Raw genomic sequence first — 24,453 nt, forward strand, 5'->3', positions numbered from 1 at the left:
GCTGCCTTAGGTTTTATAGGGTTAAACAGTGAATGCTGGTGCGCGCAGCAGCCTGGGGATCCAGTCTGGCAACGTTTGCCAGCAGGGGGAGCAGACCTTTTGCGTCGCGGTAGTACTCAAACTGAGTGGGTAAAAGAATGCGTCTGCCGTCGTCGTCCAGTTCGCGATATTTGAGCCAGTGATGGATATCAAACTGACTGGCGCGGGAGAGCCAGCCGCCCGAGCCAACCACTTTGCGCACGGTGGTCAGGTCGCGCCCCATCTGTAAATCGACATTGCCAACGCAGGTACAGACCTGCTTTTTGGTGCCAGCGTGACGCTCGGCGGCATAGCCGACGCACAGTCCGGCTAACAGAGAATCAAAGTATTTCTCTTCCTCGCTCTGCGGCAGATAATCGGGATGCGCCACCAGATGACGCAGGTAGCCATAGAAGGCCTCCTGGCGTGCCGGTTGCTGAGCGAATACCACCTTCACCAGTTCCTGGGTGCTTTCGCCTACCACCACGGCGGAGACGCGCATGCCGAGATCGCCTTCCACGGTGCGCTTAACAAAGGGCTCCGGGACACCGTGCAGCACGGTATCGGGCGAGAGGGTGTTGGCACTGGCGGAATAGACGTCGGTGGTCGCGCCGCCCATGTCGATGAGCATGAATTCTCTCCACGCGCTATCGACTTCGCTGATGGCTTTGACCAGTTCGTACACCGTCCAGGGTGTTGGCATGGGCTCTTCGCCGGTTTCACCGACAATCACATCCAGGCCTTTGCCTTTCACAATGCGGGACAGGAAGACATCACAAATCGCCTTGCGGGCGGCGAAGGGATTCGGGTGATCGAGATCGGGCAGAATGTTGTCTACCGTGGTCAGATCTTTGTGTCCCAGAATCGCCTGGACATCATCCTGAATGTCGCGGTTTCCGGCGTAGATAATGGCGCAGTCGAGGCTGGACTCTGCCAGGGCGCGCGCATTGGCCAGGCCGTAGCTCTCTTCACCACCGTCGGTGCCGCCGGTAAACAGCAGAATGTCCGGTGGTGAAGCTTCCAGCGCCTGAATATCATGGCGATTCAGTTTGTACGAATAGTACTGGGCGATTTTTGCCCCGGCGGAATGCGCCGTGACTTTTGCCGATTCCAGAGTGATCGACGGCACCAGTCCCATTGCGGCGACGGCAAGACCGCCTTTCGCCGACGAGGAGTATTTCAGGGTCACTTCACCCCGGTTGAGCAGTGGGCGCGCATCGGCAACGTTCAGCACCTGGTTCAGGCTGGCGAAAAAACCTTCCGCCAGATGATGGGTCGTCGTCGGAGTCAGAACGTGGTTAACCAGTGTTAACGCATCCCCCTCCTTTGCGAAGAGGGCAGCTTTGGTCCACGTCGAGCCGATATCGACAGAGACGGTTTGCATCAGATGGCCTCTTCCAGACAACGCTTTTCAATGCCGTGGCGCTTGTTGATATCCGCTGCCATCAACTGACACACATCTTCGAGATCGTGGCTTGGAGCAAAGACGCGCTGGAAGCCCATCTCTTTGAATTTAGCTTCGACGTCTGCGAAGTCATGCTTCCCGACCACCAGGTTGCCGCCGACATAAAGCAGGATATCGCCGATACCGCGTTCGATGCAGCGCTCGCGCAGACCCAGGCAGTCGATGTCACCGTGGCCATAAATGGAAGAGACGACAATCGCATCGGCACCGGTTTCGATCGCGGCATCGATATATTCATCCTGGCTTACCATTACGCCCAGATTGATTACGCGAAAATCATGGGCAGTAAAAACGCGGTCCAGAACTTTATTGCCTACGGCATGGCAGTCAGCACCAATGACGCCAATAACGAGTGTTGATTTTTTCATGGGTAATCCTCTCCAGGACTCAGGGTAAGAAATAAAAAGTTTTGCAATGTTTTAATAGGGACGGAGTGTCGTGGGGAGGCGCGATGGATGCAATTGATCTATTTTCAAAATATCTTTCGAAAAACGACTGTTCTATGAATGAAAATTTAAAAACCGTTTATTATCAATGGATTATATGTTTTATTCTGGATGGTGTATATATTTAATAAATAGATTCCTATTAAACGGCTTTCTATGTTTGTGATCTAAATCCTGTTTATTTGTCTTTGCGCTGAATAGGTGTTTAAATAATTTTAGAGGAAGAAGTGTGAGGCGCGTAACGGAATAAAGCATAATGTTTCTATACGCCATTTTATTATTGTTAATAAAATGATAAATATGATGGTGAGTTGTTTGCAATTCCCGCGTTGGGACATGAAAAATTCAGCATATTACATTGCCTTTATATTTGTGAAGCAGTTAACACTTCGTCGAAATAGTTTTAAAGCGCACTCCGATTAACGCTGTTTCCTGTGGGCGATCAACGTAAATTTATAATCGTCAGTATTAAACGCATTGCGACTGTATTCGAATACCTGTCCTCCCTTTAAAAAGCCACGCGACACTTTTTCCAGGATTGGCTTTGTGAGCGGGATAGCAAGCAGGCGGCTCATCTCTTCGGTGGGCATCAGTGGAATCAACTCCTGCTCACTGCGTTCAATGACCTGTTTCTTCACCTCTTCAATGAAGTGGTACTTTGAGTTTTCCATCACCTGCCAGGTTAAATCAGGGAATAATACCAACGGCATCCACGTCTCCTCCAGCGCGACTGGTTTTTGCTTGATGTAACGCACACGCTTGACGTGCCAGACCCGTTTGTCATCAGCCAGTTGTAATTGATTTTTCAAAAAATCATCGGCCTGAATCACTTCGAAAACCAGCACGTCGCTGTGCGTATCGCTGCTACGGTCGGTCAGCTTTTCATCAAAACTGGTTAATTGATAGATGTCGTAATTAACCCGATCCTCTTTAACGTATGTGCCGCTGCCCTGAATGCTTTCGATGATCTGCTGCTCGGTTAACTGCCTTAGCGCCTGACGCACGGTGACCCTACTGACCCCAAATGCCGCCTGTAGCGCGGATTCTGTCGGCAGAGCATCACCGGGCTTCAACTCACCTCGCTGGATTTGTTCACGGATCCCGTCGGCTATCTGTCGATAAAGTGGTTTTCGGCTCATGGTTTTTTCTGTCAGGTTGTTAAGACGACTTTTCACATTATGCCTAATGAATTGAATGTGTAAATAATACAAATTAAATACAAATTATCGTCTTTAAGTGAAAATGATCACATAAATGTATTGTTTTGTCTGGCACACTCCTTCGCACATAAAACAACCATTTTGTGAGGATCATGATGAACCTGACGACGTTAACCCAGCGGGACGCGCTGTGCCTGAACGCCCGGTTTACCAGCCGTGAAGAGGCGATTCGTACGTTAGCGCAGCGGCTAACGGCGTTGGGCAAAATTGCTGATTCTGATGCCTTTCTGGAAGCCGTGTTTGCACGTGAAAACCTCGGGCCGACTGCGTTAGGAGAAGGGCTGGCGGTACCACACGGGAAAACGTCGGCTGTGAAAGAAGCCGCTTTTGCGGTGGCGACGCTCAGCAAGCCCCTGAGCTGGCAAGGGGTCGACGGTCCGGAAGCTGTTGACCTGATTTTCCTGCTCGCCATCCCACAGGAAGAGGCGGGCAGTACCCATATGCAATTGTTGACCGCGCTCACCACGAGGCTGGCTGATGAAGAAACGCGAGCCCGTGTTATGGCGGCAACGAGTGCAGACGAGCTGTTGGCGGCGCTGGATGACAACGGGCATGGACCAATGGTCGCAACGCCATTCAACGCCCCCACAATTGTGTGTGTGACCGCCTGTCCGGCGGGGATCGCGCATACCTATATGGCGGCGGAATATCTGGAGAAAGCCGGACGGAAGCTGGGCGTCAATGTGTTTGTTGAAAAGCAGGGCGCTAACGGTATTGAAGGGCGCTTAACGGCAGATCAACTGAATTCGGCCAGTGCCTGTATTTTGGCCGCTGAGGTGGCAATCAAAGAGAGTGAACGGTTTGCGGGGATCCCGGTGCTGACGGTACCCGTCGCCGAACCGATTCGCCATGCTGAGCAACTGATCCGGCAAGCGTTGGCGCTTGAACCACAAAATGTCAAGCGCGTGCGGCAGGAAGAGAGCCATCAGCCTAAAGGGCTTAAGACGGAGTTAAAACAGGCCTTACTGAGTGGGATCTCCTTTGCCGTGCCGCTGATTGTTGCGGGTGGGACGGTACTTGCTGTCGCGGTATTACTGGCGCAGATATTCGGTCTGCAACCGCTGTTCGAACAGGAGAACTCCTGGTTGTGGATGTATCGCAAACTTGGCGGTGGAATGCTCGGTGTGTTGATGGTGCCTGTACTGGCGGCTTACACCGCGTATTCTCTGGCGGATAAACCCGCACTGGCACCCGGTTTTGCTGCCGGGCTTGCCGCGAACATGATTGGTTCCGGTTTTCTTGGCGCAATCGCAGGGGGATTAATTGCTGGATACCTGATGCGCTGGGTGAAAAAACACCTGCGATTGAGCAGTAAATTCAACGGTTTTTTGTCGTTTTACCTCTATCCGGTGGTTGGTACGCTGGGGGCAGGCAGCCTGATGTTGTTTGTTGTCGGCGAACCGGTGGCATGGATTAACAACAGCCTGACCGCCTGGCTTAACGGTTTATCTGGGGCGAATGCGCTGCTGCTTGGCGCGATTCTCGGCTTTATGTGTTCATTTGATTTGGGGGGCCCGGTCAATAAGGCCGCCTATGCCTTTTGTCTGGGGGCGATGGCGAACGGCGTCTACGGTCCTTATGCCATCTTTGCCTCGGTCAAAATGGTCTCCGCATTTACGGTGACCGCGTCAACGTTAATTTCTCCCCGTCTGTTTAAAGAGTTTGAAATTGAAACCGGGAAATCCACATGGCTGCTAGGGCTGGCGGGTATTACAGAAGGGGCAATCCCGATGGCGATTGAAGATCCTGTGCGGGTGATTGGCTCCTTTGTCCTCGGGTCAATGGCGACAGGGGCAATGGTTGGGGCGATGAATATTGGTCTCTCAACGCCTGGCGCGGGTATTTTTTCACTCTTTTTGCTGCACGATGCCGGGTACGGCGGCGTACTGGCGGCGGCAGGCTGGTTCGGTGCGGCGCTGGTGGGAACCGTTATCTCAACGCTGGTTTTGCTGCTCTGGCGACGCTATGCGGTGAAGCAGGGTAAATATACGACTGATGGCGTAATGTCTTAATTCTGAACAGGAAACGAAGATGAAAGCTGTATCTCGCGTTCACATTACCCCGCATATGCACTGGGATCGGGAGTGGTATTTTACCACCGAAGCGTCACGCATTTTGCTGGTCAACAATATGGAAGAGATCCTCACCCGACTGGAACAGGATACCGACTATAAATATTACGTTCTTGATGGACAGACGGCAGTGCTGGAGGATTACTTTGCGATAAAGCCGGAAAATACCCATCGGGTACAACGTCTGGTGCAAACCGGAAAGTTAATTATCGGCCCATGGTACACCCAGACGGATACCACCATTGTCTCCGGTGAGTCTATTGTGCGTAACCTGCTGTATGGCATGCGTGATTGCCTGGCTTTTGGCGAGCCGATGAAAATTGGCTATCTACCCGATTCCTTTGGCATGTCGGGACAGCTTCCGCATATCTACAACGGATTTGGCATCACCCGCACGATGTTCTGGCGCGGTTGTTCAGAGCGACACGGTACCGATAAGACCGAGTTTTTATGGCAAAGCAGCGATGGCAGTGAAGTCGTCGCGCAGGTATTGCCACTGGGTTACGCGATTGGTAAGTACTTACCCGAGGATGAGAGCGGGCTGCGCAAACGGCTTGACAGCTATTTTGAGGTGCTGGAAAAAGCGTCTGTGACAAAAGAGATTTTGCTGCCGAATGGTCACGATCAGATGCCGCTGCAACAGAACATTTTTGCGGTGATGGACAAACTGCGCGAGATCTACCCGCAGCGAAAGTTTGTGATGAGCCGTTTTGAAGCGGTGTTTGAACATATCGAGAATCGACGTGAACAACTGGCTACGCTGAAAGGCGAGTTTATTGACGGTAAGTATATGCGAGTACACCGCACGATTGGCTCGACGCGGATGGACATCAAACTCATTCATGCGCGTATTGAAAATAAGGTAGTCAATATCCTTGAACCTCTGGCGACGCTGGCCTGGACGCTTGGCTTTGAGTATCACCACGGTTTGCTGGAAAAAATGTGGAAAGAGATTTTAAAAAATCATGCTCACGACAGCATTGGATGTTGCTGCAGCGATAAGGTTCACCGGGAAATCATCGCGCGCTTCGAACTGGCGGAGGATATGGCGGATAACCTGATCCGCTTTTATCTGCGCAAAATCACGGACAACATGCCGCTCAGCGACAGCGATAAACTGGTGCTGTTTAACCTGATGCCGTGGCCGCGTGAAGAGGTGATTAACACAACGATCCGCCTGAGAGGTCATCAGTTTTGCCTGCGTGACGATCGGGGAAATCCCGTTCCCTTTTTTGTTCGCGGGGTTCGCGAAATCGATCCTAGTCTGATAGACAGGCAGATCGTGCATTACGGTAACTACGAACCGTTTATGGAGTTTGATATCCAGATCCAGCAGATTGTACCGTCGATGGGTTATCGCACACTGTACGTAACGCAAGGGGAGGCGGGAAATCACGTTGCGCCAGAAACACCTGGAGCAGAAGTGCTGGAAAATGCGTTCTGGCAGATAGCCGTTAACGACGACGGAACGCTGCGTCTGTATGACAAAGAAAGCGACATCTGCTATGACCGCGTTCTGGTGCTGGAAGAGGGATCTGATGATGGGGATGAGTATGACTACTCGCCCGCCAGAGAAGAGTGGCGGTTGACTTCCGCATCGGTAAAAGCAGAGTGTGTTATGACCCATGAAGCCTGGCAGAGCCGGGCGCGGATTCGTTATCAAATGGACGTGCCGCTCAATCTTACGGAACGTCGCGCTCGCCAGCGTAGCGGTAGGGTTGGGGTTGAAATAACGGTCATCCTGAGTCACAACAGCAGGCGAATTGATATTGAAGTCCTTCTGGACAATCAGGCAGACGATCATCGTCTGCGGGTACTGATCCCCACACCGTTTGTGACCGACACTGTGCTGGCAGATACGCAGTTTGGTACGGTGAGTCGCCCTGTGCGGGATCCCGCACTGGCAAACTGGCGGGAAGAGGGCTGGAAAGAAGCACCGATTCCCGTCTGGAATATGCTTAACTATGCGACGCTTCAGGAGGGCAGAAATGGTCTGGCAGTTTTCACTGAAGGATTGCGGGAATTTGAAGTGCTGGGTGACCGGGAAAAAACTTTCGCCATCACGCTACTACGCGGTGTAGGACTACTGGGGAAAGAGGATCTGCTTTTGCGTCCAGGTCGTCCTTCAGGCATTAAAATGGCGGTACCGGATGCACAATTGCGCGGACGATTGCACGGTCGGTTGAGCCTTTTCAGTTATACCGGTACGCCTGTGAACGCCGGTATTGCTCAGCAGGCCAGGGCCTGGCTCACACCCGTACAGTGTTATAACAAGATTCCGTGGGATGCGATGAAACTGAACAAGGCCGGTTTCATGACGCCTGACCACTACAGTTTATTCACTATGCCACCGGTTGGGTGTCAGTTGAGCACCCTGAAGAAAGCTGAAGGGAGGAATGAACTGATCCTGCGCCTGTTTAATCCCTCCGATTCGGAGCCATGCGACGCAACGGTTGCCTTCGGCAGCGCGGTTCAATCGTGTACAGAAACGCGCCTGGATGAGCAGCCGCTTAAGAGCGTTGATGAAAAGCGCAGCGACTTCGGCCCGGTTTTGCCGGGACAAACACGAACGTTCAGCTACAAAATTGTGTGAATAGCCAGCAAACAGACACAAGCCACGCATCGCGTGGCTTTTTTCTTAACAGAATAATAACTGTGCGGTGTTAATTTATACCGCTATAAAAGTGAAATAATTGTGAATGTTGACACGTGAAATTTATATCCTGGCAAATAACAATAAATTGTCTACGCTGAACTCATCGGGAAAGGGAAGATAAATTCCTGTGTTGGCGTTAATTAAAACACTGTTTTTTTATATATACATTTTCACTTAGTAACCATCCCTCCCGTAGATGCACATGTTTGCAACATGTTTTTCACCATAATTACTCCATTTAAACATAGTTAACAAAAAGTCCTGTTTTTGATTTAAATCAAGGTTTAAACATTGGAAAACTGACGTGAAACGAGTTAAATTGTCGCCGATCAAATTGGTGGAAAAGTGATGAATTCGCTATAAATTGATCACTGTCGAAAAATGCAAATATTCCTCAATAAAAACCTGTTTATTGTAAGGATTTTGCGGCGTAATATAATTGCGGGATCAATTTGAGTTTTTTATTAACATGTTTGTAACCTCTCGCCCTTTCTGTTTCCTTCTCCAGGAAAACGGCAACGGCGAGAGTGCACAAATAAATTTGTATTGGGGCATGCGTGTGACCCTTTCTAACGGGGTTCACTCTCGGAGTCTTCATGCGATGAGCAAGGAGTCATGATGTTAGATATAGTCGAACTGTCGCGCTTACAGTTTGCCTTGACCGCGATGTACCACTTCCTCTTTGTGCCACTGACGCTCGGTATGGCGTTCCTGCTGGCCATTATGGAAACGGTTTACGTCCTTTCCGGCAAACAGATTTATAAAGATATGACTAAGTTCTGGGGCAAGTTGTTTGGTATCAACTTCGCCCTGGGTGTCGCAACCGGGCTGACTATGGAGTTCCAGTTCGGGACAAACTGGTCTTACTATTCCCACTACGTTGGGGATATCTTCGGTGCGCCGCTGGCGATCGAAGGTCTGATGGCCTTCTTCCTCGAATCCACCTTTGTAGGTCTGTTCTTCTTCGGCTGGGATCGTCTGGGTAAAGTTCAGCACATGGCGGTAACCTGGCTGGTCGCATTAGGTTCTAACCTGTCCGCTCTGTGGATCCTGGTTGCAAACGGCTGGATGCAGAACCCTATCGCATCGGATTTCAACTTCGAAACCATGCGTATGGAGATGGTGAGCTTCTCTGAACTGGTCCTTAACCCGGTAGCCCAGGTGAAATTTGTGCACACCGTGGCGTCTGGCTACGTGACCGGTGCGATGTTCATCCTCGGTATCAGTGCTTATTACCTGCTGAAAGGTCGCGACATCGCTTTCGCAAAACGCTCTTTTGCTATCGCTGCCAGCTTCGGTATGGCTGCTGTGTTGTCTGTTATCGTTCTGGGTGATGAATCCGGTTACGAAATGGGTGACGTGCAGAAAACCAAACTCGCGGCCATTGAAGCAGAGTGGGAGACTCAGCCCGCTCCAGCTGCCTTTACCCTGTTTGGTATTCCGGATCAGGATTCGCAGGAAAACAAACTGGCGATTCAGATCCCGTATGCGCTGGGCATCATTGCGACACGTTCTGTCGACACGCCAGTTATCGGTCTGAAAGACCTGATGGTGCAGCATGAAGAGCGTATCCGTAACGGGATGAAAGCGTATGAACTGCTGGAGCAACTGCGTGCCGGTTCGACCGACCAGGCGGTTCGCGATCAGTTCAACGTGATGAAAAAAGACCTGGGTTACGGCCTGCTGCTGAAACGCTATACCCCGAACGTCTCTGATGCGACTGAAGCGCAGATTCAGCAGGCGACGAAAGATTCTATTCCTCGCGTTGCGCCGCTGTATTTTGCCTTCCGTATCATGGTGGCCTGTGGCTTCCTGCTGCTGGCGATCATTGCGCTCTCCTTCTGGAGCGTGATTCGTAACCGCATCGGTGAGAAGAAATGGCTGCTGCGCGCCGCGCTGTACGGTATTCCACTGCCGTGGATTGCAGTAGAAGCCGGCTGGTTTGTTGCCGAATATGGCCGTCAGCCGTGGGCGATCGGTGAGGTGTTGCCAACCGCAGTGGCGAACTCGTCGCTGACCGTCGGTGACCTGCTGTTCTCCATGATCCTGATTTGTGGCCTGTATACCCTGTTCCTGGTGGCTGAACTGTTCCTGATGTTCAAGTTCGCACGCCTTGGCCCAAGCAGCCTGAAAACGGGTCGCTACCACTATGAGCAGTCCACCGTGGCTTCTCAGCCGGCACGCTAAGACAGGAGTCGTCAAATGATCGATTATGAAGTACTACGTTTTATCTGGTGGCTGCTGGTTGGCATTCTGCTGATTGGTTTTGCGGTCACCGATGGCTTCGACATGGGGGTGGGCATGCTCACCCGTTTCCTCGGTCGTAACGACACCGAGCGTCGAATTATGATTAACTCCATCGCCCCGCACTGGGACGGTAACCAGGTGTGGCTGATCACCGCGGGTGGCGCGTTGTTTGCAGCCTGGCCGATGGTCTACGCCGCGGCGTTTTCCGGTTTCTATGTGGCGATGATCCTCGTGCTGGCATCCTTGTTCTTCCGTCCGGTCGGTTTTGATTACCGCTCTAAGATTGAAGACACCCGCTGGCGCAACATGTGGGACTGGGGCATCTTCGTGGGGAGCTTCGTGCCGCCGCTGGTGATCGGCGTGGCATTCGGCAACCTGTTGCAGGGCGTACCGTTCCATATCGATGAGTATCTGCGTCTGTTCTACACCGGTAATTTCTTCCAGTTGCTGAATCCGTTTGGTCTGCTGGCGGGCGTGGTGAGCGTAGGGATGATCATTACTCAGGGCGCAACCTATCTGCAAATGCGTACCGTGGGTGAACTGCACCTGCGTGCACGTGCGACATCGCAGATTGCGGCGCTGGTCACTCTGGTCTGCTTCGCACTAGCGGGTGTCTGGGTGATGTACGGTATTGATGGCTACGTGGTGACCTCTGCGATTGATCATCATGCAGCGTCTAACCCGCTGACCAAAGAAGTGGCACGTGAAGCGGGTGCCTGGATGGTCAACTTCAACAATGCACCGATCCTGTGGCTGGTTCCGGCACTGGGTGTGGCGCTGCCGTTGCTGACGATTCTGACGTCCCGCATGGAGAAAGGGGCATGGGCATTCCTGTTCTCTTCTCTGACGCTGGCCTGCATCATCCTGACTGCCGGTATCGCCATGTTCCCGTTCGTGATGCCTTCAAGCACCATGATGAACGCGAGCCTGACCATGTGGGATGCGACGTCCAGTCAGTTGACGCTGAATCTGATGACCTGGGTTGCTGTGGTGTTTGTTCCGATCATTCTCATCTACACCAGCTGGTGTTACTGGAAAATGTTCGGTCGCATCACCAAAGAGCATATTGAAAACAATACCCACTCTCTGTACTAAGTAAGGAGCAAACTATGTGGTATTTCGCCTGGATTCTGGGAACGCTTCTTGCCTGTGCATTTGGGATCATCACTGCGCTGGCCCTTGAGCACGTCGAGGCAAGCAAAGACGGTCAAGAAGAACACTGATGACCACCTTGATCGCGATGCAATATAACGCGATGGACAAGCGCCCGTTACGGGCGCTTTCTTTGGTGATGGCGCTAGTGTTAGCAGGATGTATGTTTTGGGATCCCTCCCGCTTCGCGGCTAAAACCAGCGGGCTGGAAATCTGGCACGGTCTGCTGCTGATGTGGGCGGTCTGTGCGGGCATCATTCATGGCGTGGGCTTTCGTCCTCGCGCCGCGCACTGGCAGGGGATTTTCTCTCCGCTACTCGCCGATATCGTGCTTATTGTCGGTCTGATTTTCTTCTTCTTTTGAATAAGAAACATCCTGAATGATCTATGGGCTTGCATAAGCCCATATATTTTTACTCTCCCTTAACTTCCCCCCATTCCCAAGCCTCAATCGCGCGCGTATAGTAGCAACGTTTAAAAGCACTAACGTGAGGCTGTGTCCTGCCATCCGTAAACAATGGCAGTCAACAACCTAATTGCATTACCGGGATGTAAAGTGAATACAACGCTATATACAACAGCATTCTTGAAGCATCGCGGCGGTAAGTACGCGAATCACCAGGAGCTTACAGGCGTAAGTGACGGTGTGAGTGGACGAAGCCAACAAAAAGGCAGCAGGAATGAATAAGTATATATTTCGATGGCCGGTACGTGTTTACTATGAAGACACCGACGCCGGTGGTGTGGTTTATCACGCCAGTTACGTCGCTTTTTATGAACGAGCACGCACAGAGATGCTGCGTCATCATCACTTCAGTCAGCAGGTGCTGTTGGCTGAGCGAGTTGCCTTCGTGGTGCGTAAAATGACGCTGGAATACTACGCGCCTGCGCGACTCGACGATATGCTCGAAATCCAAACAGAAATTACGTCAATGCGTGGCACCTCTTTGGTTTTCACGCAACGCATTGTCAACGCAGAGAACACCGTGCTCAATGAGGCTGAGGTTCTGATTGTTTGCGTTGATCCACTCAAAATGAAGCCTCGTGCGCTTCCCAAGTCTATTGTCGCGGAGTTTAAGCAGTGACTGACATGAATATCCTTGATTTGTTCCTGAAGGCAAGCCTTCTGGTTAAACTTATCATGTTGATTTTGATTGGTTTTTCAATCGCATCCTGGGCCATCATTATCCAGCGGACCCGTATTCTTAACGCCGCCGCGCGTGAAGCCGAAGCGTTCGAAGACAAATTCTGGTCCGGAATTGAACTGTCTCGCCTGTATCAGGAGAGTCAGGGACGCCGTGATAATCTGGCGGGTTCGGAACAAATCTTTTATAGCGGGTTCAAAGAGTTTGCACGATTGCATCGGGCAAACAGCCATGCGCCGGAAGCAGTGGTGGAAGGGGCATCTCGTGCGATGCGGATCTCGATGAACCGTGAACTTGAAACGCTGGAAACGCATATTCCGTTCCTCGGCACCGTGGGTTCCATCAGCCCGTATATCGGTCTGTTCGGTACCGTGTGGGGGATCATGCATGCGTTTATTGCGCTCGGGGCGGTAAAACAGGCGACGTTGCAGATGGTTGCTCCGGGTATCGCGGAAGCATTGATTGCTACGGCAATTGGTCTGTTTGCGGCAATCCCGGCGGTCATGGCCTACAACCGTCTGAATCAGCGTGTTAACAAGCTGGAACTGAATTACGACAACTTTATGGAAGAGTTCACCGCGATTCTGCACCGTCAGGCGTTTACCGTTAGCGAAAGCAACAAGGGGTAAGCCATGGCCAGATCGCGTGGACGAGGTCGTCGCGACCTGAAGTCCGAAATCAACATCGTACCGTTGCTCGACGTGCTGTTGGTGCTGCTGCTGATCTTTATGGCGACAGCGCCGATCATTACGCAGAGCGTGGAAGTCGATCTGCCGGATGCGACTGAGTCGCAGGCCGTTAGCAGTAACGATAATCCGCCGGTCATTATTGAGGTTTCCGGAGTAGGGCAGTACAGCGTGGTGGTTGAGAAAGATCGTATGGATCAACTGCCGCCGGAACAGGTGATCGCCGAGGCGAAAAGTCGCCTGGAGTCCAATCCGAAAACGGTCTTCTTGATCGGGGGCGCGAAAGATGTGCCTTACGATGAAATAATTAAAGCGCTGAACTTGTTGCACAGTGCAGGTGTGAAGTCGGTTGGCTTAATGACGCAGCCTATCTGATCATTTGCGTCTCTGGTTTTAAAGAGAACGTGTAACAGGCGAACAGTTTTTGGGAACCGAGAGTGTCAAAGGCAACCGAACAAAACGACAAGCTCAAACGGGCGATAATTATTTCAGCGGTGCTGCATGTCATCCTATTTGCAGTCCTGATCTGGAGTTCGTTCGATGAGCATATTGAGGCTTCAGCCGGCGGCGGCGGTGGTTCTTCCATCGATGCCGTGATGGTTGATCCTGGCGCCGTGGTTCAGCAGTACGAACGTCAGCAGCAGCAACAGTCAAGTGCGCAGCGTGCCAAAGAGCAACGTGAAAAACTGGAGCAGCAGCAGGCGGAAGAGCTTCGTGAGAAGCAGGCTGCCGAACAGGAACGGCTTAAGCAGATCGAGAAAGAACGTTTAGCGGCTCAGGAACAGCAGAAGCAGGCTGAAGCCGACGCGAAGAAAGCGCAGGAACAGCAGAAACAGGCTGAAGAAGCGGCGAAGAAAGCCGCGGCGGATGCCAAAGCGAAAGCTGATGCGCAGGTGAAAGAAGCCGCAGAAGCCGCGAAAAAAGCCGCGGCGGATGCACAGAAGAAAGCCGAAGCAGAGGCGGCAAAAGCCGCTGCTGACGCGAAGAAGAAAGCAGAAGCAGAAGCGGCTAAAGCGGCTGCCGATGCGAAGAAGAAAGCCGAGGCCGAAGCCGCTAAGCAAGCCGCCGCGGAAAAAGCGGCTGCAGCCAAAGCCGCCGCCGCCGCCGAGAAAGCCGCTGCTGAGAAAAAAGCCGCCGCAGAAAAGGCCGCCGCTGATAAAAAAGCTGCAGCTGAGAAAGCCGCTGCCGATAAGAAAGCAGCAGCCGAGAAAGCCGCTGCGGCCAAAAAGGCCGCTGCTGAAAAAGCGGCTGCAGCATCTGGCGTTGACGATCTGCTTGGCGATCTTAGCTCCGGTAAGAATGCGCCGAAAACCGGCGGTGGGGCAAAAGGGAACAACGCTTCTCCTGCGGGGAGTGGTAATACTAAAAATAATGGCGCATCAGGCGCGGATATCAGCAACTATGCCGGGCAGATTAAATCTGCCATTGAAAGCAAGTTCTACGACGCATCGTCTTATGCAGGTAAAACCTGTACGCTGCGGATAAAACTGGCTTCTGACGGTATGCTGCTCGACATCCAGTCTGAAGGTGGCGATCCCGCGCTTTGTCAGGCAGCGCTTGCTGCAGCCCGACAAGCGAAGATTCCAAAACCACCGAGCCAGGCGGTATATGAAGTGTTTAAAAACGCACCTCTGGACTTTAAACCGTAAGCTAAACTTTCCCCGTTATGACGGGGAAAACAATCTGCGGTAGTCGCTGGGTTCTGGTAGTTTTGTGTATTTGAGTTTGTTAACATTCTGCTAAATTATCATGGGCTGATCGCCTGGATAAGGGAGATATGATGAAGCAGGCATTACGAGTAGCATTTGGTTTTCTGATGCTGTGGGCAGCGGTGCTGCACGCAGAAGTACGTATTGAGATAACCCAGGGGGTGGACTCGGCGCGCCCGATTGGGGTTGTGCCATTCCAGTGGGCTGGGCCGGGTGCTGCACCTGAAGATATCGGTGGCATTGTTGGCGCTGACCTGCGCAACAGCGGTAAATTTAATCCGTTAGATCGGTCTCGTTTGCCACAACAGCCGGGGACTGCGCAGGACGTTCAACCTGCTGCATGGTCTGCGCTGGGGATTGACGCGGTCGTGGTCGGTCAGGTGACTCCGAATCCGGACGGTTCCTACAATGTTGCTTACCAGCTGGTTGACACCGGCGGTGCACCGGGTACTGTACTGGCTCAGAATTCTTACAAAGTGAACAAGCAGTGGCTGCGTTACGCCGGCCATACTGCCAGTGACGAAGTGTTTGAGAAACTGACCGGTATTAAAGGCGCATTCCGTACCCGTATCGCGTATGTTGTTCAGACTAACGGCGGTCAGTTCCCGTATGAACTGCGCGTGTCTGACTACGATGGCTACAACCAGTTTGTGGTTCACCGTTCACCGCAGCCGTTGATGTCTCCGGCCTGGTCTCCGGACGGTTCTAAACTGGCGTATGTCACCTTCGAAAGCGGTCGTTCTGCGCTGGTTATTCAGACGTTGTCTAACGGCGCGGTCCGTCAGGTTGCGTCATTCCCGCGTCACAACGGTGCGCCTGCGTTCTCTCCGGATGGCAGCAAACTGGCGTTTGCCCTGTCAAAAACCGGGAGCCTGAACCTGTATGTGATGGATATTGGTTCTGGCCAGATCCGTCAGGTGACCGATGGCCGCAGCAACAATACGGAGCCGACCTGGTTCCCGGACAGCCAGAACCTGGCCTTTACATCGGATCAGGCGGGTCGTCCGCAAGTGTATAAAGTTAACGTTAACGGCGGTGCTCCGCAGCGTATTACCTGGGAAGGTTCACAAAACCAGGATGCTGATGTCAGCAGCGACGGCAAATTTATGGTAATGGTAAGCTCGGCCAATGGTCAGCAGCACATTGCCAAACAAGATCTGGTAGCGGGTGGCGTACAAGTTCTGTCGTCAACGTTCCTGGACGAAACGCCAAGTCTGGCACCTAACGGCACTATGGTAATCTACAGCTCTTCTCAGGGGATGGGATCCGTGCTGAATTTGGTTTCTACAGATGGGCGTTTCAAAGCGCGTCTTCCGGCAACTGATGGACAGGTTAAATTCCCTGCCTGGTCGCCGTATCTGTGATAATAAATAATTGATTAATAAAGGAATCATTGAAATGCAACTGAACAAAGTGCTGAAAGGGCTGATGATCGCTCTGCCTGTTATGGCTATTGCGGCATGTTCTTCTAACAAGAACGCCAGCAATGACGGCAGCGAAGGCATGCTGGGTGCCGGCACTGGTATGGATGCAAACGGCAGCGGCAACATGTCCTCTGAAGAGCAGGCTCGTCTGCAGATGCAACAGCTGCAGCAGAACAACATCGTTTACTTCGATCTGGACAAGTACGATATCCGTTCTGACTTCGCTGCAATGCTGGATGCGCACGCTAACTTCCTGCGTAGCAACCCGTCTTACAAAGTCACCGTAGAAGGTCACGCGGACGAACGTGGTACTCCTGAGTACAACATCTCCCTGGGTGAACGTCGTGCGAACGCTGTTAAGATGTACCTGCAGGGTAAAGGCGTTTCTGCTGACCAGATCTCCATCGTTTCTTACGGTAAAGAAAAACCTGCAGTACTGGGTCACGACGAAGCGGCTTACTCCAAAAACCGTCGTGCCGTACTGGTTTACTAAGAGAATTGCATGAGCAGTAACTTCAGACATCATCTGTTGAGTCTGTCGTTACTGGTTGGCATAGCGGCCCCCTGGGCCGCTTTTGCTCAGGCGCCAATCAGTAGTGTCGGCTCAGGCTCGGTCGAAGACCGTGTCACTCAACTCGAGCGTATTTCTAACGCTCACAGCCAGCTTTTAACCCAACTCCAGCAGCAACTCTCTGATAATCAGGCCGATATAGACTCCCTGCGTGGTCAAATTCAGGAAAGTCAGTATCAACTGAATCAGGTAGTTGAGCGTCAGAAGCAGATCCTGTTACAGATGGACAGTCTGAGCAGCGGTGGCGCTTCCGCGCAGTCGACAAGCGGCGATCAGAGCGGATCAACTGCGGGGGCAGCGACGTCTGCGCCTGACGCAGGTGCTGCGACGTCGGGTGCGCCAGTACAAAGCGGTGACGCGAATACCGATTACAATGCGGCAATTGCCCTGGTGCAGGATAAATCCCGCCAGGATGATGCAATTGTGGCATTCCAGAACTTCATCAAAAAGTACCCTGATTCGACTTATCAGCCGAACGCCAACTACTGGCTCGGTCAGTTGAATTACAACAAGGGTAAAAAAGATGATGCCGCGTTTTATTTTGCTTCGGTGGTGAAAAACTACCCGAAGTCACCAAAGGCTGCTGACGCGATGTATAAAGTCGGTGTGATCATGCAGGACAAAGGTGACACTGCGAAAGCAAAAGCGGTTTATCAACAGGTTATCAGCAAATACCCAGGCACCGAAGGCGCAAAACAAGCGCAGAAACGTCTTGGCGCGATGTAATGCACAGCATACGACCAGAAATCGAATTATTTCTGGTCGTGTCGTGCGATTCCTAAGCAGTTGAGTGATCTACATCGAAATTTTTGTTGCGCTCAAATCTTAAATCAGTAATATATGCCGCCGTTGCCAAGGGATATCAAACAAACCAAAAGCAGCGCAAAAGTGGGTCGTTAGCTCAGTTGGTAGAGCAGTTGACTTTTAATCAATTGGTCGCAGGTTCGAATCCTGCACGACCCACCAATCGTTCTGGTGGACGCGATAGTAGAACGTGAAGGATAACGTTGCGAAAGCAACGGCCCGTAGGACGAGGCGAAGCCGAGTCATCCTGCACGACCCGCCACGAACAAAGGTAGTCAGTAATATCCAGCGTAGTATCGGGTGATTAGCTCAGCTGGGAGAGCACCTCCCTTACAAGGAGGGGGTCGGCGGTTCGATCCCGTCATCACCCACCACTCGGGTCGTTAGCTCAGTTGGTAGAGCAGTTGACTTTTAATCAATTGGTCGCAGGTTCGAATCCTGCACGACCCACCAATTTAACATCAAACTCAGATGTTAAACGTGAAGGATAACGTTGCTTCAGCAACGGCCCGAAGGGCGAGGCGAAGCCGAGTCATCCTGCACGACCTACCAATTTAACATTGAATATTAAATTGGTGACGAGTAAAAAATCTTTCAGGTAACACCCGAATGGGTCGTTAGCTCAGTTGGTAGAGCAGTTGACTTTTAATCAATTGGTCGCAGGTTCGAATCCTGCACGACCCACCAATATTAAGGTGGTTACTGGTAGAGAACGTGAAGGATAACGTTGCTTTAGCAACGGCCCGAAGGGCGAGGCGAAGCCGAGTCATCCTGCACGACCCACCATCCTGAATGATTAATTAAGAAAGTCCCGTAAGGGGTCGTTAGCTCAGTTGGTAGAGCAGTTGACTTTTAATCAATTGGTCGCAGGTTCGAATCCTGCACGACCCACCAATTTAACATCAACATCAGATGTTAAACGTGAAGGATAACGTTGCTTTAGCAACGGCCCGAAGGGCGAGGCGAAGCCGAGTCATCCTGCACGACCCACCAGTGTAAAAAGGCGCCCTAAAGGCGCCTTTTTGCTATGCGCAGAATGTAACGATTCGAACCTGCGTAGCGCCTGATGGCGCTTCGTTTACCAGGCCGACAATGATTGATCGGGTCAATGGCTACGCCCTTCCTGTCCGGATAAGACGTCAGTCGCCATCCGACGTTATCAAGCGCAATTGTTGTGACTTTTGCCGCTCAATCCGCTATCTTGTTTAGCATATAAAACAAATATGACCGATCATGGCATGTATCACGCCTAAAGTCGGTTAATTCGTTAAGCTAGCAAAACGAGAAAGCATGATGAGCGTGATGTTTGACCCTGAAGCCGCAATCTATCCGTTTCCCCCGAAGCCGGTACCGCTGAGTGCCGATGAAAAAGCGTTCTACCGCGAAAAAATCAAGCGTCTGCTGAAAGAGCGTGATGCGGTGATGGTTGCGCACTATTACACCGACCCCGAAATCCAGCAACTGGCCGAAGAGACCGGCGGCTGTATTTCTGACTCACTGGAGATGGCCCGCTTTGGCGCCAATCATCCCGCCTCGACGCTGCTCGTTGCAGGCGTTCGCTTTATGGGGGAGACGGCTAAAATTCTCAGCCCGGAAAAAACTATTTTAATGCCGACCCTCGAGGCGGAATGTTCGCTGGATCTTGGCTGTCCGATCGACGCATTCAGCGCGTTCTGCGATGCCCATCCGGATCGCACCGTCGTGGTTTATGCCAATACCTCCGCGGCGGTTAAGGCTCGCGCCGACTGGGTGGTGACGTCCAGTATCGCGGTTGAACTGATTGAGCATCTGGATAGTTTGGGTGAAAAAATCATCTGGGCACCGGATCGCCATCTCGGAAAATATGTTCAAAAACAGACAGGGGCGGATGTCCTTTGCTGGCAAGGGGCGTGCATTGTCCATGACGAGTTCAAAACGCAGGCGCTGAGTCGCATGAAAGGTTTATACCCGGACGCCGCGATCCTGGTTCACCCGGAATCACCGCAGGCGATAGTGGATATGGCTGATGCTGTCGGTTCCACCAGCCAGCTCATTAATGCAGCTAAAACGCTGCCACATCAGCAACTTATTGTTGCTACCGATCGGGGTATTTTCTACAAAATGCAGCAGGCGGTACCGGACAAAGAGTTGCTGGAAGCGCCCACAGCCGGAGAAGGCGCCACCTGCCGCAGCTGCGCGCACTGTCCATGGATGGCGATGAACGGCCTTAAAGCCATCGCTGAGGGGCTGGAGCAGGGTGGGCAGTCCCATGAGATTCAGGTTGACGAAGCGCTGCGAGAAGGCGCATTAGTGCCGTTAAACCGTATGCTGGAATTTGCGGCTACACTACGTGCGTAGATAATCACACGCTCCGGGGGAAAAGATGGACTTTTTTAGCACGCAGAACATTCTGGTACATATACCCATTGGTGCTGGGGGGTACGATCTGTCGTGGATCGAAGCGATAGGCACTATCGCGGGGTTGTTGTGTATTGGTCTCGCCAGTATGGAGAAGATCAGCAACTACGTTTTTGGCCTGATTAACGTCACGCTGTTTGCGATCATCTTTTTCCAGATCCAGCTCTACGCCAGCCTGCTGTTGCAGCTTTTCTTTTTCGCCGCCAACATTTACGGCTGGTATGCGTGGTCGCGGCAGACCACGCAGAATGAGGCGGAGCTCAAGATTCGCTGGCTGCCTCTGCCGAAGGCGTTGGGTTGGCTGGCGGTTTGTGTGGTGGCGATCGGTTTGATGACAGTCTATATCGACCCAGTCTTTGCTTTTCTGACCCGTATTGCGGTATCGATCATGCAGATACTTGGCCTGCAGGTTGCCGTACCGGATTTACAGCCCGATGCCTTCCCGTTCTGGGATTCCTGCATGATGGTTTTGTCGATCGTGGCGATGATCCTGATGACCCGCAAATACGTTGAGAACTGGCTGCTCTGGGTGGTGATCAATGTGATTAGCGTGGTGATCTTTGCCCTGCAGGGGGTCTATGCGATGTCGCTGGAGTACCTGATCCTGACCTTCATTGCGCTTAACGGTAGCCGGATGTGGATTAACAGCGCGCGCGAACGAGGCTCACACGCGCTGTCCCATTAGTGGTGATGATGTGAATGGCCGGACACTTTCTGATTGAGATCGCAGTCCGGCCCGTGACAGGGCTGATATTCCATCTGAATGGTGGCGTGTGCAATCTGGTAATGATGAATCAGAAAATGCTGGATGCGCGCCAGCAGCCCGTCATGATCGTGCGGCGGGATCACCTGTACATGCAGGGTCATGACCGGTTTTTCCCCCACCATCCACACGTGTACGTGATGGACGTTTCGCACTTCAGGAAGCTCCCTGCTGAGGTGGCGCTGCAGCGCAGCGATATCCAGCGAAACCGGGGCACCTTCCAGCAACTCATTCACGCTATCTTTCAATAAGCGCCACGCACTGCGCAGGACCAGCAGTGAAACCAGTATTGACAGAATAGGGTCGGCAGGCGTCCAGCCGGTCCAGATAATAATCACCGCCGCGATGATGGCCCCCACTGAACCCAATAAATCCCCCATCACATGCAACGCCGCGGCGCGTACGTTCAGGTTTTTCTCGTCGCTGCCCCGATGCAAGATCCAGAAGGCAAGGATATTCGCCAGCAATCCGGCGATGGCGATGACCATCATCATGCCGCCCGCCACCGGACGCGGCGTGTAGAAGCGCTCAATCGCCTCCCAGACGATTAAAATCGTAATCACGACTAACGCAATCGCATTGACGAAAGCGGCCAGCGTCGTCAGTCTCAGCCAGCCAAAGGTGTGGCGGATAGTCGGCGGTCGGCGGGCGAACTGAACGGCCAATAGCGCAAACAACAGTGCGGCGGCATCGGTCAGCATATGCCCTGCGTCGGCGAGCAACGCCAGTGAACCGGATAAAATCCCGCCCACTACCTCCAGCAACATAAAGCCTGCCGTGATGCAAAACGCGAGCATCAGACGGCGGGCGTTGCCATCCTCGGGCAGATGAGGGGCCGAATGTGAGTGTGAGTGCGCCATAATGTCATCCCTTGGGTATTCTTTTCTTAACTGTATGACATCATACCGTTTCTGGATTAATAAATTAAAAAAGGAGAGCCTGAGCTCTCCCGTTATTAGCCATTTTCAGTGTTACTGATCAGTGTTACTGAGTGGTGCCATCGGTTTTAGTATCAACGTCGTTGTTAATGCCATTTCCGGTTTCCACTTTTTTATTCACATCCGGGCAGCGCCCGTCCTTACACATGGTGTTTTTGTGCACCTCATCTTTGGTCATCCCCTCATGGTTCATCGATGAACCATTCGGATGCAGCATTGTGCCACCTGAGTTGATGTTGTCGTTATCGACATTATTTGGCGCCACGTTTTCTTTTGCATCCGGAGCGACCTGGCCTGCGTCGGCGGCGGCGTTCGCCTGGCCATTATTGGTCTGGGCGCTGGTTTCGGCTGCCAGCGCTGCGCCGCTGGCAAGGCTGAGCGTAGCGGTCAGGAAAAGTGAAGCTAATTTTGTCATTTTCATCAGATGCTCCTGTTATGGTTGAGATGTCGGATAACGTCTTCCAACAGTGCATATGCCAGTCAAGGGTCAGGCAATGGTTAACGATCTCAAACGAGCGCAAAGGCTCAGCAGAGAATCTTGAAAAGATTCATAAACAGAGTGGTTACAGTTAAAAATTGTAGGTTAGATCTCGTTTTTCGCTACTTTGTGGCGTTTTTTAGCTGAATTCCAGGATTATTCCGTCCGAAGTGTAAAAGCCCGTTTACACTTTTTGGCTGAGGATATAGATTGGAGGGATTGCATTCATTTAGATAAGTATGGCAACGCTGGAATAATCATGAATTATCAGAACGACGATTTACGTATTAAAGAGATCAACGAGTTATTACCCCCTGTCGCACTGCTGGAAAAATTCCCCGCTACAGAAAATGCCGCCAACACGGTTGCCCATGCGCGTAAAGCCATTCACAAAATTTTGAAGGGGAATGACGATCGCCTGCTGGTGGTGATTGGGCCGTGCTCTATTCATGATCCTGTGGCGGCGAAAGAGTACGCAGGTCGTCTGCTGGCGCTGCGCGAAGCGCTGAAAGGCGAGCTGGAAATCGTCATGCGTGTCTACTTTGAAAAACCGCGTACGACCGTTGGCTGGAAAGGGCTGATTAACGATCCGCACATGGATAACAGCTTCCAGATCAATGACGGTTTGCGCATTGCGCGTAAGCTGCTGCTGGATATTAACGACAGCGGCCTGCCGACGGCAGGTGAATTCCTCGATATGATCACCCCGCAATACCTGGCGGACATGATGAGCTGGGGCGCGATTGGCGCGCGTACTACCGAATCTCAGGTTCACCGTGAGCTGGCGTCGGGTCTTTCTTGTCCGGTCGGCTTCAAGAACGGTACTGATGGCACCATTAAAGTGGCGATTGACGCCATCAACGCCGCTGGTGCACCGCACTGCTTCCTGTCTGTCACCAAATGGGGTCACTCTGCCATTGTGAATACCAGCGGTAACGGCGATTGCCATATCATTCTGCGCGGCGGCAAAGAGCCGAACTACAGCGCTGCACATGTCGCGGCGGTGAAAGAGGGTCTGGCGAAAGCGGGTCTGTCTGCGCAAATCATGATTGATTTCAGCCATGCCAACTCCTGTAAGCAGTTTAAAAAGCAGATGGAAGTTGGGGCTGATGTCTGCCAGCAGATTGCTAACGGTGAGACTGCGATTATGGGCGTGATGATTGAAAGCCATCTGGTAGAAGGCAATCAGAACCCGGACAGCGGTGAGCCGCTGGTGTACGGCAAAAGCATTACCGATGCCTGCATTAACTGGGAAGATACCGACACCATCCTGCGCCAACTTGCGGATGCGGTAAAAGCGCGTCGCGGTTAAGTCTTGCGAATAAAAAGCCGACTCATTGAGTCGGCTTTTTTACGTCGTAAGGTAAATTACTTCGCTTTACCCTGGTTGGCGACGGCAGCCGCTTTCGCCGCGATCTCGTCGGCATTACCCAGATAGTAACGTTTGATTGGCTGGTAGTTTTCGTCGAACTCATACACCAGCGGCACGCCGGTCGGGATGTTCAGTTCGAGGATTTCGTCTTCGCTCAGGTTGTCGAGGTATTTCACCAGCGCGCGCAGAGAGTTGCCGTGCGCAGCGATGATCACGCGCTCGCCGCTCTTCATGCGTGGCAGAATGGTTTCATTCCAGTAAGGGATCACGCGATCGATGGTCAGCGCCAGGCTCTCGGTCAGCGGCAATTCTTTTTCCGTCAGTTTGGCATAGCGCGGATCGTGCCCCGGATAGCGCTCGTCATCTTTGGTCAGCTCCGGCGGGGTCACCGCGAAGCCACGACGCCACTGTTTAACCTGCTCGTCACCGTATTTCTCAGCGGTTTCTGCTTTGTTCAGACCTTGCAACGCACCGTAGTGACGTTCGTTCAGTTTCCAGGATTTCTCAACCGGTAGCCAGGCCTGATCCAGTTCATCCAGGACGTTCCACAGCGTATGGATGGCACGTTTCAGCACAGAGGTATAAGCAAAATCGAAGCTATAGCCTTCAGCCTTCAGCAGTTTGCCTGCTGCTTTCGCTTCACCCACGCCTTTCTCGGACAGGTCAACGTCATACCAACCGGTGAAGCGGTTTTCATTGTTCCACTGGCTTTCGCCGTGGCGTACCAGAACCAGCTTAGTTACAGCCATACTCTCACTCCTCAAGCTTTATCGAATGATAATAATTCTCATTATATTGCCGTGACGGGGCAGCGGCAATGCTTACGCATAACCATAGCGAAAATAGTGCAGCAGTGTAAGGTTCTTGTGAACTCTAAGTTGCGATTTTGT

General features: G+C 52.2%; 22 protein-coding genes and 5 tRNA genes. 21 read left to right on the top strand and 6 right to left on the bottom strand.

Going from position 1 to position 24,453, the window contains the following annotated elements; translation table 11 throughout:
• Positions 1 to 13 precede the first annotated feature (13 nt).
• From glmL to HVX64_RS08205, 3 genes are all read right to left on the bottom strand, one after another.
• Entirely contained in the window at positions 14 to 1,402 is a 1,389-nt protein-coding gene (gene glmL / locus HVX64_RS08195; RefSeq protein ID WP_043001348.1) for a methylaspartate mutase accessory protein GlmL, read from the bottom strand.
• Positions 1,402 to 1,851: a methylaspartate mutase subunit S gene (gene glmS, locus HVX64_RS08200; protein ID WP_043001347.1), complete on the bottom strand. Its 450-nt coding sequence runs from the start codon at positions 1,849 to 1,851 to the stop codon at positions 1,402 to 1,404. The genes glmL and glmS overlap by 1 nt, the downstream gene beginning before the upstream one ends.
• 497 nt (positions 1,852 to 2,348) lie before the next feature.
• On the bottom strand, positions 2,349 to 3,068 hold the full coding sequence (locus HVX64_RS08205; RefSeq protein WP_181825379.1) for a GntR family transcriptional regulator: 720 nt from the start codon (positions 3,066 to 3,068) through the stop codon (positions 2,349 to 2,351).
• A gap of 176 nt (positions 3,069 to 3,244) precedes the next feature.
• Between HVX64_RS08205 and mngA the strand changes: the two genes are divergently transcribed.
• From mngA to pnuC, 20 genes are all read left to right on the top strand, one after another.
• Positions 3,245 to 5,161, top strand: a complete 1,917-nt coding sequence (gene mngA, locus HVX64_RS08210; RefSeq protein ID WP_044256529.1) for a PTS 2-O-a-mannosyl-D-glycerate transporter subunit IIABC — start codon at positions 3,245 to 3,247, stop codon at positions 5,159 to 5,161.
• 19 nt (positions 5,162 to 5,180) lie between these two features.
• Positions 5,181 to 7,814, top strand: a complete 2,634-nt coding sequence (gene mngB, locus HVX64_RS08215) for a mannosylglycerate hydrolase (RefSeq protein WP_181825380.1) — start codon at positions 5,181 to 5,183, stop codon at positions 7,812 to 7,814.
• A gap of 681 nt (positions 7,815 to 8,495) precedes the next feature.
• Positions 8,496 to 10,064: a cytochrome ubiquinol oxidase subunit I gene (gene cydA, locus HVX64_RS08220; protein WP_043001343.1), complete on the top strand. Its 1,569-nt coding sequence runs from the start codon at positions 8,496 to 8,498 to the stop codon at positions 10,062 to 10,064.
• Between the two features lie 15 nt (positions 10,065 to 10,079).
• On the top strand, positions 10,080 to 11,219 hold the full coding sequence (gene cydB, locus HVX64_RS08225; RefSeq protein WP_043001342.1) for a cytochrome d ubiquinol oxidase subunit II: 1,140 nt from the start codon (positions 10,080 to 10,082) through the stop codon (positions 11,217 to 11,219).
• A 14-nt stretch (positions 11,220 to 11,233) separates the two neighbouring features.
• Complete coding sequence (cydX, locus tag HVX64_RS08230; protein ID WP_042320599.1) at positions 11,234 to 11,347, top strand: cytochrome bd-I oxidase subunit CydX; 114 nt, start codon at positions 11,234 to 11,236, stop codon at positions 11,345 to 11,347.
• The gene (gene ybgE, locus HVX64_RS08235) at positions 11,347 to 11,640 is read left to right on the top strand and encodes a cyd operon protein YbgE (RefSeq protein ID WP_042320596.1); all 294 of its coding nucleotides are present in this window, start codon (positions 11,347 to 11,349) and stop codon (positions 11,638 to 11,640) included. Before cydX ends, ybgE begins: the two co-directional genes overlap by 1 nt.
• Positions 11,641 to 11,956: 316 nt before the next feature.
• A complete protein-coding gene (ybgC, locus tag HVX64_RS08240; protein WP_043001341.1) occupies positions 11,957 to 12,361 on the top strand; it encodes a tol-pal system-associated acyl-CoA thioesterase in 405 nt (134 codons plus the stop codon).
• Positions 12,358 to 13,050 carry a Tol-Pal system protein TolQ gene (gene tolQ, locus HVX64_RS08245; protein WP_080343208.1) on the top strand — a complete coding sequence of 231 codons (693 nt, stop codon included), beginning with the start codon at positions 12,358 to 12,360 and terminating at the stop codon, positions 13,048 to 13,050. Before ybgC ends, tolQ begins: the two co-directional genes overlap by 4 nt.
• A gap of 3 nt (positions 13,051 to 13,053) precedes the next feature.
• Complete coding sequence (gene tolR / locus HVX64_RS08250) at positions 13,054 to 13,482, top strand: colicin uptake protein TolR (RefSeq protein ID WP_042320591.1); 429 nt, start codon at positions 13,054 to 13,056, stop codon at positions 13,480 to 13,482.
• A gap of 62 nt (positions 13,483 to 13,544) precedes the next feature.
• Positions 13,545 to 14,756, top strand: coding sequence for a cell envelope integrity protein TolA (tolA, locus tag HVX64_RS08255; RefSeq protein ID WP_109740021.1), 1,212 nt, complete (start codon positions 13,545 to 13,547; stop codon positions 14,754 to 14,756).
• A gap of 131 nt (positions 14,757 to 14,887) precedes the next feature.
• Positions 14,888 to 16,180, top strand: a complete 1,293-nt coding sequence (gene tolB, locus HVX64_RS08260) for a Tol-Pal system beta propeller repeat protein TolB (RefSeq protein ID WP_043001339.1) — start codon at positions 14,888 to 14,890, stop codon at positions 16,178 to 16,180.
• 34 nt (positions 16,181 to 16,214) lie between these two features.
• Positions 16,215 to 16,733 carry a peptidoglycan-associated lipoprotein Pal gene (gene pal, locus HVX64_RS08265; protein WP_006685431.1) on the top strand — a complete coding sequence of 173 codons (519 nt, stop codon included), beginning with the start codon at positions 16,215 to 16,217 and terminating at the stop codon, positions 16,731 to 16,733.
• A gap of 9 nt (positions 16,734 to 16,742) precedes the next feature.
• Positions 16,743 to 17,537, top strand: a complete 795-nt coding sequence (gene cpoB, locus HVX64_RS08270) for a cell division protein CpoB (protein ID WP_043001338.1) — start codon at positions 16,743 to 16,745, stop codon at positions 17,535 to 17,537.
• 164 nt (positions 17,538 to 17,701) lie between these two features.
• Positions 17,702 to 17,777: transfer RNA gene (locus tag HVX64_RS08275), tRNA-Lys, on the top strand.
• Between the two features lie 136 nt (positions 17,778 to 17,913).
• A tRNA-Val gene (locus HVX64_RS08280) sits at positions 17,914 to 17,989 on the top strand.
• Positions 17,990 to 17,992: 3 nt separating this feature from the next.
• A tRNA-Lys gene (locus HVX64_RS08285) sits at positions 17,993 to 18,068 on the top strand.
• A gap of 158 nt (positions 18,069 to 18,226) precedes the next feature.
• A tRNA-Lys gene (locus HVX64_RS08290) sits at positions 18,227 to 18,302 on the top strand.
• A 131-nt stretch (positions 18,303 to 18,433) separates the two neighbouring features.
• Positions 18,434 to 18,509 (top strand) — tRNA-Lys (locus tag HVX64_RS08295).
• 399 nt (positions 18,510 to 18,908) lie between these two features.
• Positions 18,909 to 19,952, top strand: a complete 1,044-nt coding sequence (nadA, locus tag HVX64_RS08300; RefSeq protein WP_044256524.1) for a quinolinate synthase NadA — start codon at positions 18,909 to 18,911, stop codon at positions 19,950 to 19,952.
• A gap of 25 nt (positions 19,953 to 19,977) precedes the next feature.
• Positions 19,978 to 20,697 carry a nicotinamide riboside transporter PnuC gene (gene pnuC, locus HVX64_RS08305; RefSeq protein WP_044256522.1) on the top strand — a complete coding sequence of 240 codons (720 nt, stop codon included), beginning with the start codon at positions 19,978 to 19,980 and terminating at the stop codon, positions 20,695 to 20,697.
• Here pnuC and zitB read toward each other — a convergent pair.
• The gene (gene zitB, locus HVX64_RS08310; RefSeq protein WP_043001335.1) at positions 20,694 to 21,635 is read right to left on the bottom strand and encodes a CDF family zinc transporter ZitB; all 942 of its coding nucleotides are present in this window, start codon (positions 21,633 to 21,635) and stop codon (positions 20,694 to 20,696) included. The two genes, pnuC and zitB, sit on opposite strands and share 4 nt — an antisense overlap.
• A 124-nt stretch (positions 21,636 to 21,759) precedes the next feature.
• Positions 21,760 to 22,134, bottom strand: a complete 375-nt coding sequence (locus tag HVX64_RS08315) for a YbgS-like family protein (protein ID WP_043001334.1) — start codon at positions 22,132 to 22,134, stop codon at positions 21,760 to 21,762.
• A 316-nt stretch (positions 22,135 to 22,450) separates the two neighbouring features.
• On the opposite strand from HVX64_RS08315, the gene aroG reads away from it, so the two are divergent.
• Positions 22,451 to 23,503, top strand: coding sequence for a 3-deoxy-7-phosphoheptulonate synthase AroG (aroG, locus tag HVX64_RS08320; RefSeq protein WP_044268035.1), 1,053 nt, complete (start codon positions 22,451 to 22,453; stop codon positions 23,501 to 23,503).
• Between the two features lie 56 nt (positions 23,504 to 23,559).
• Here aroG and gpmA read toward each other — a convergent pair whose 3' ends face one another.
• A complete protein-coding gene (gpmA, locus tag HVX64_RS08325) occupies positions 23,560 to 24,312 on the bottom strand; it encodes a 2,3-diphosphoglycerate-dependent phosphoglycerate mutase (RefSeq protein WP_043001332.1) in 753 nt (250 codons plus the stop codon).
• Positions 24,313 to 24,453: the final 141 nt, after the last annotated feature.

The sequence above is a fragment of the Citrobacter sp. RHB20-C16 genome (genome assembly GCF_013890155.1).
Taxonomy (GTDB): domain Bacteria; phylum Pseudomonadota; class Gammaproteobacteria; order Enterobacterales; family Enterobacteriaceae; genus Citrobacter_A; species Citrobacter_A amalonaticus.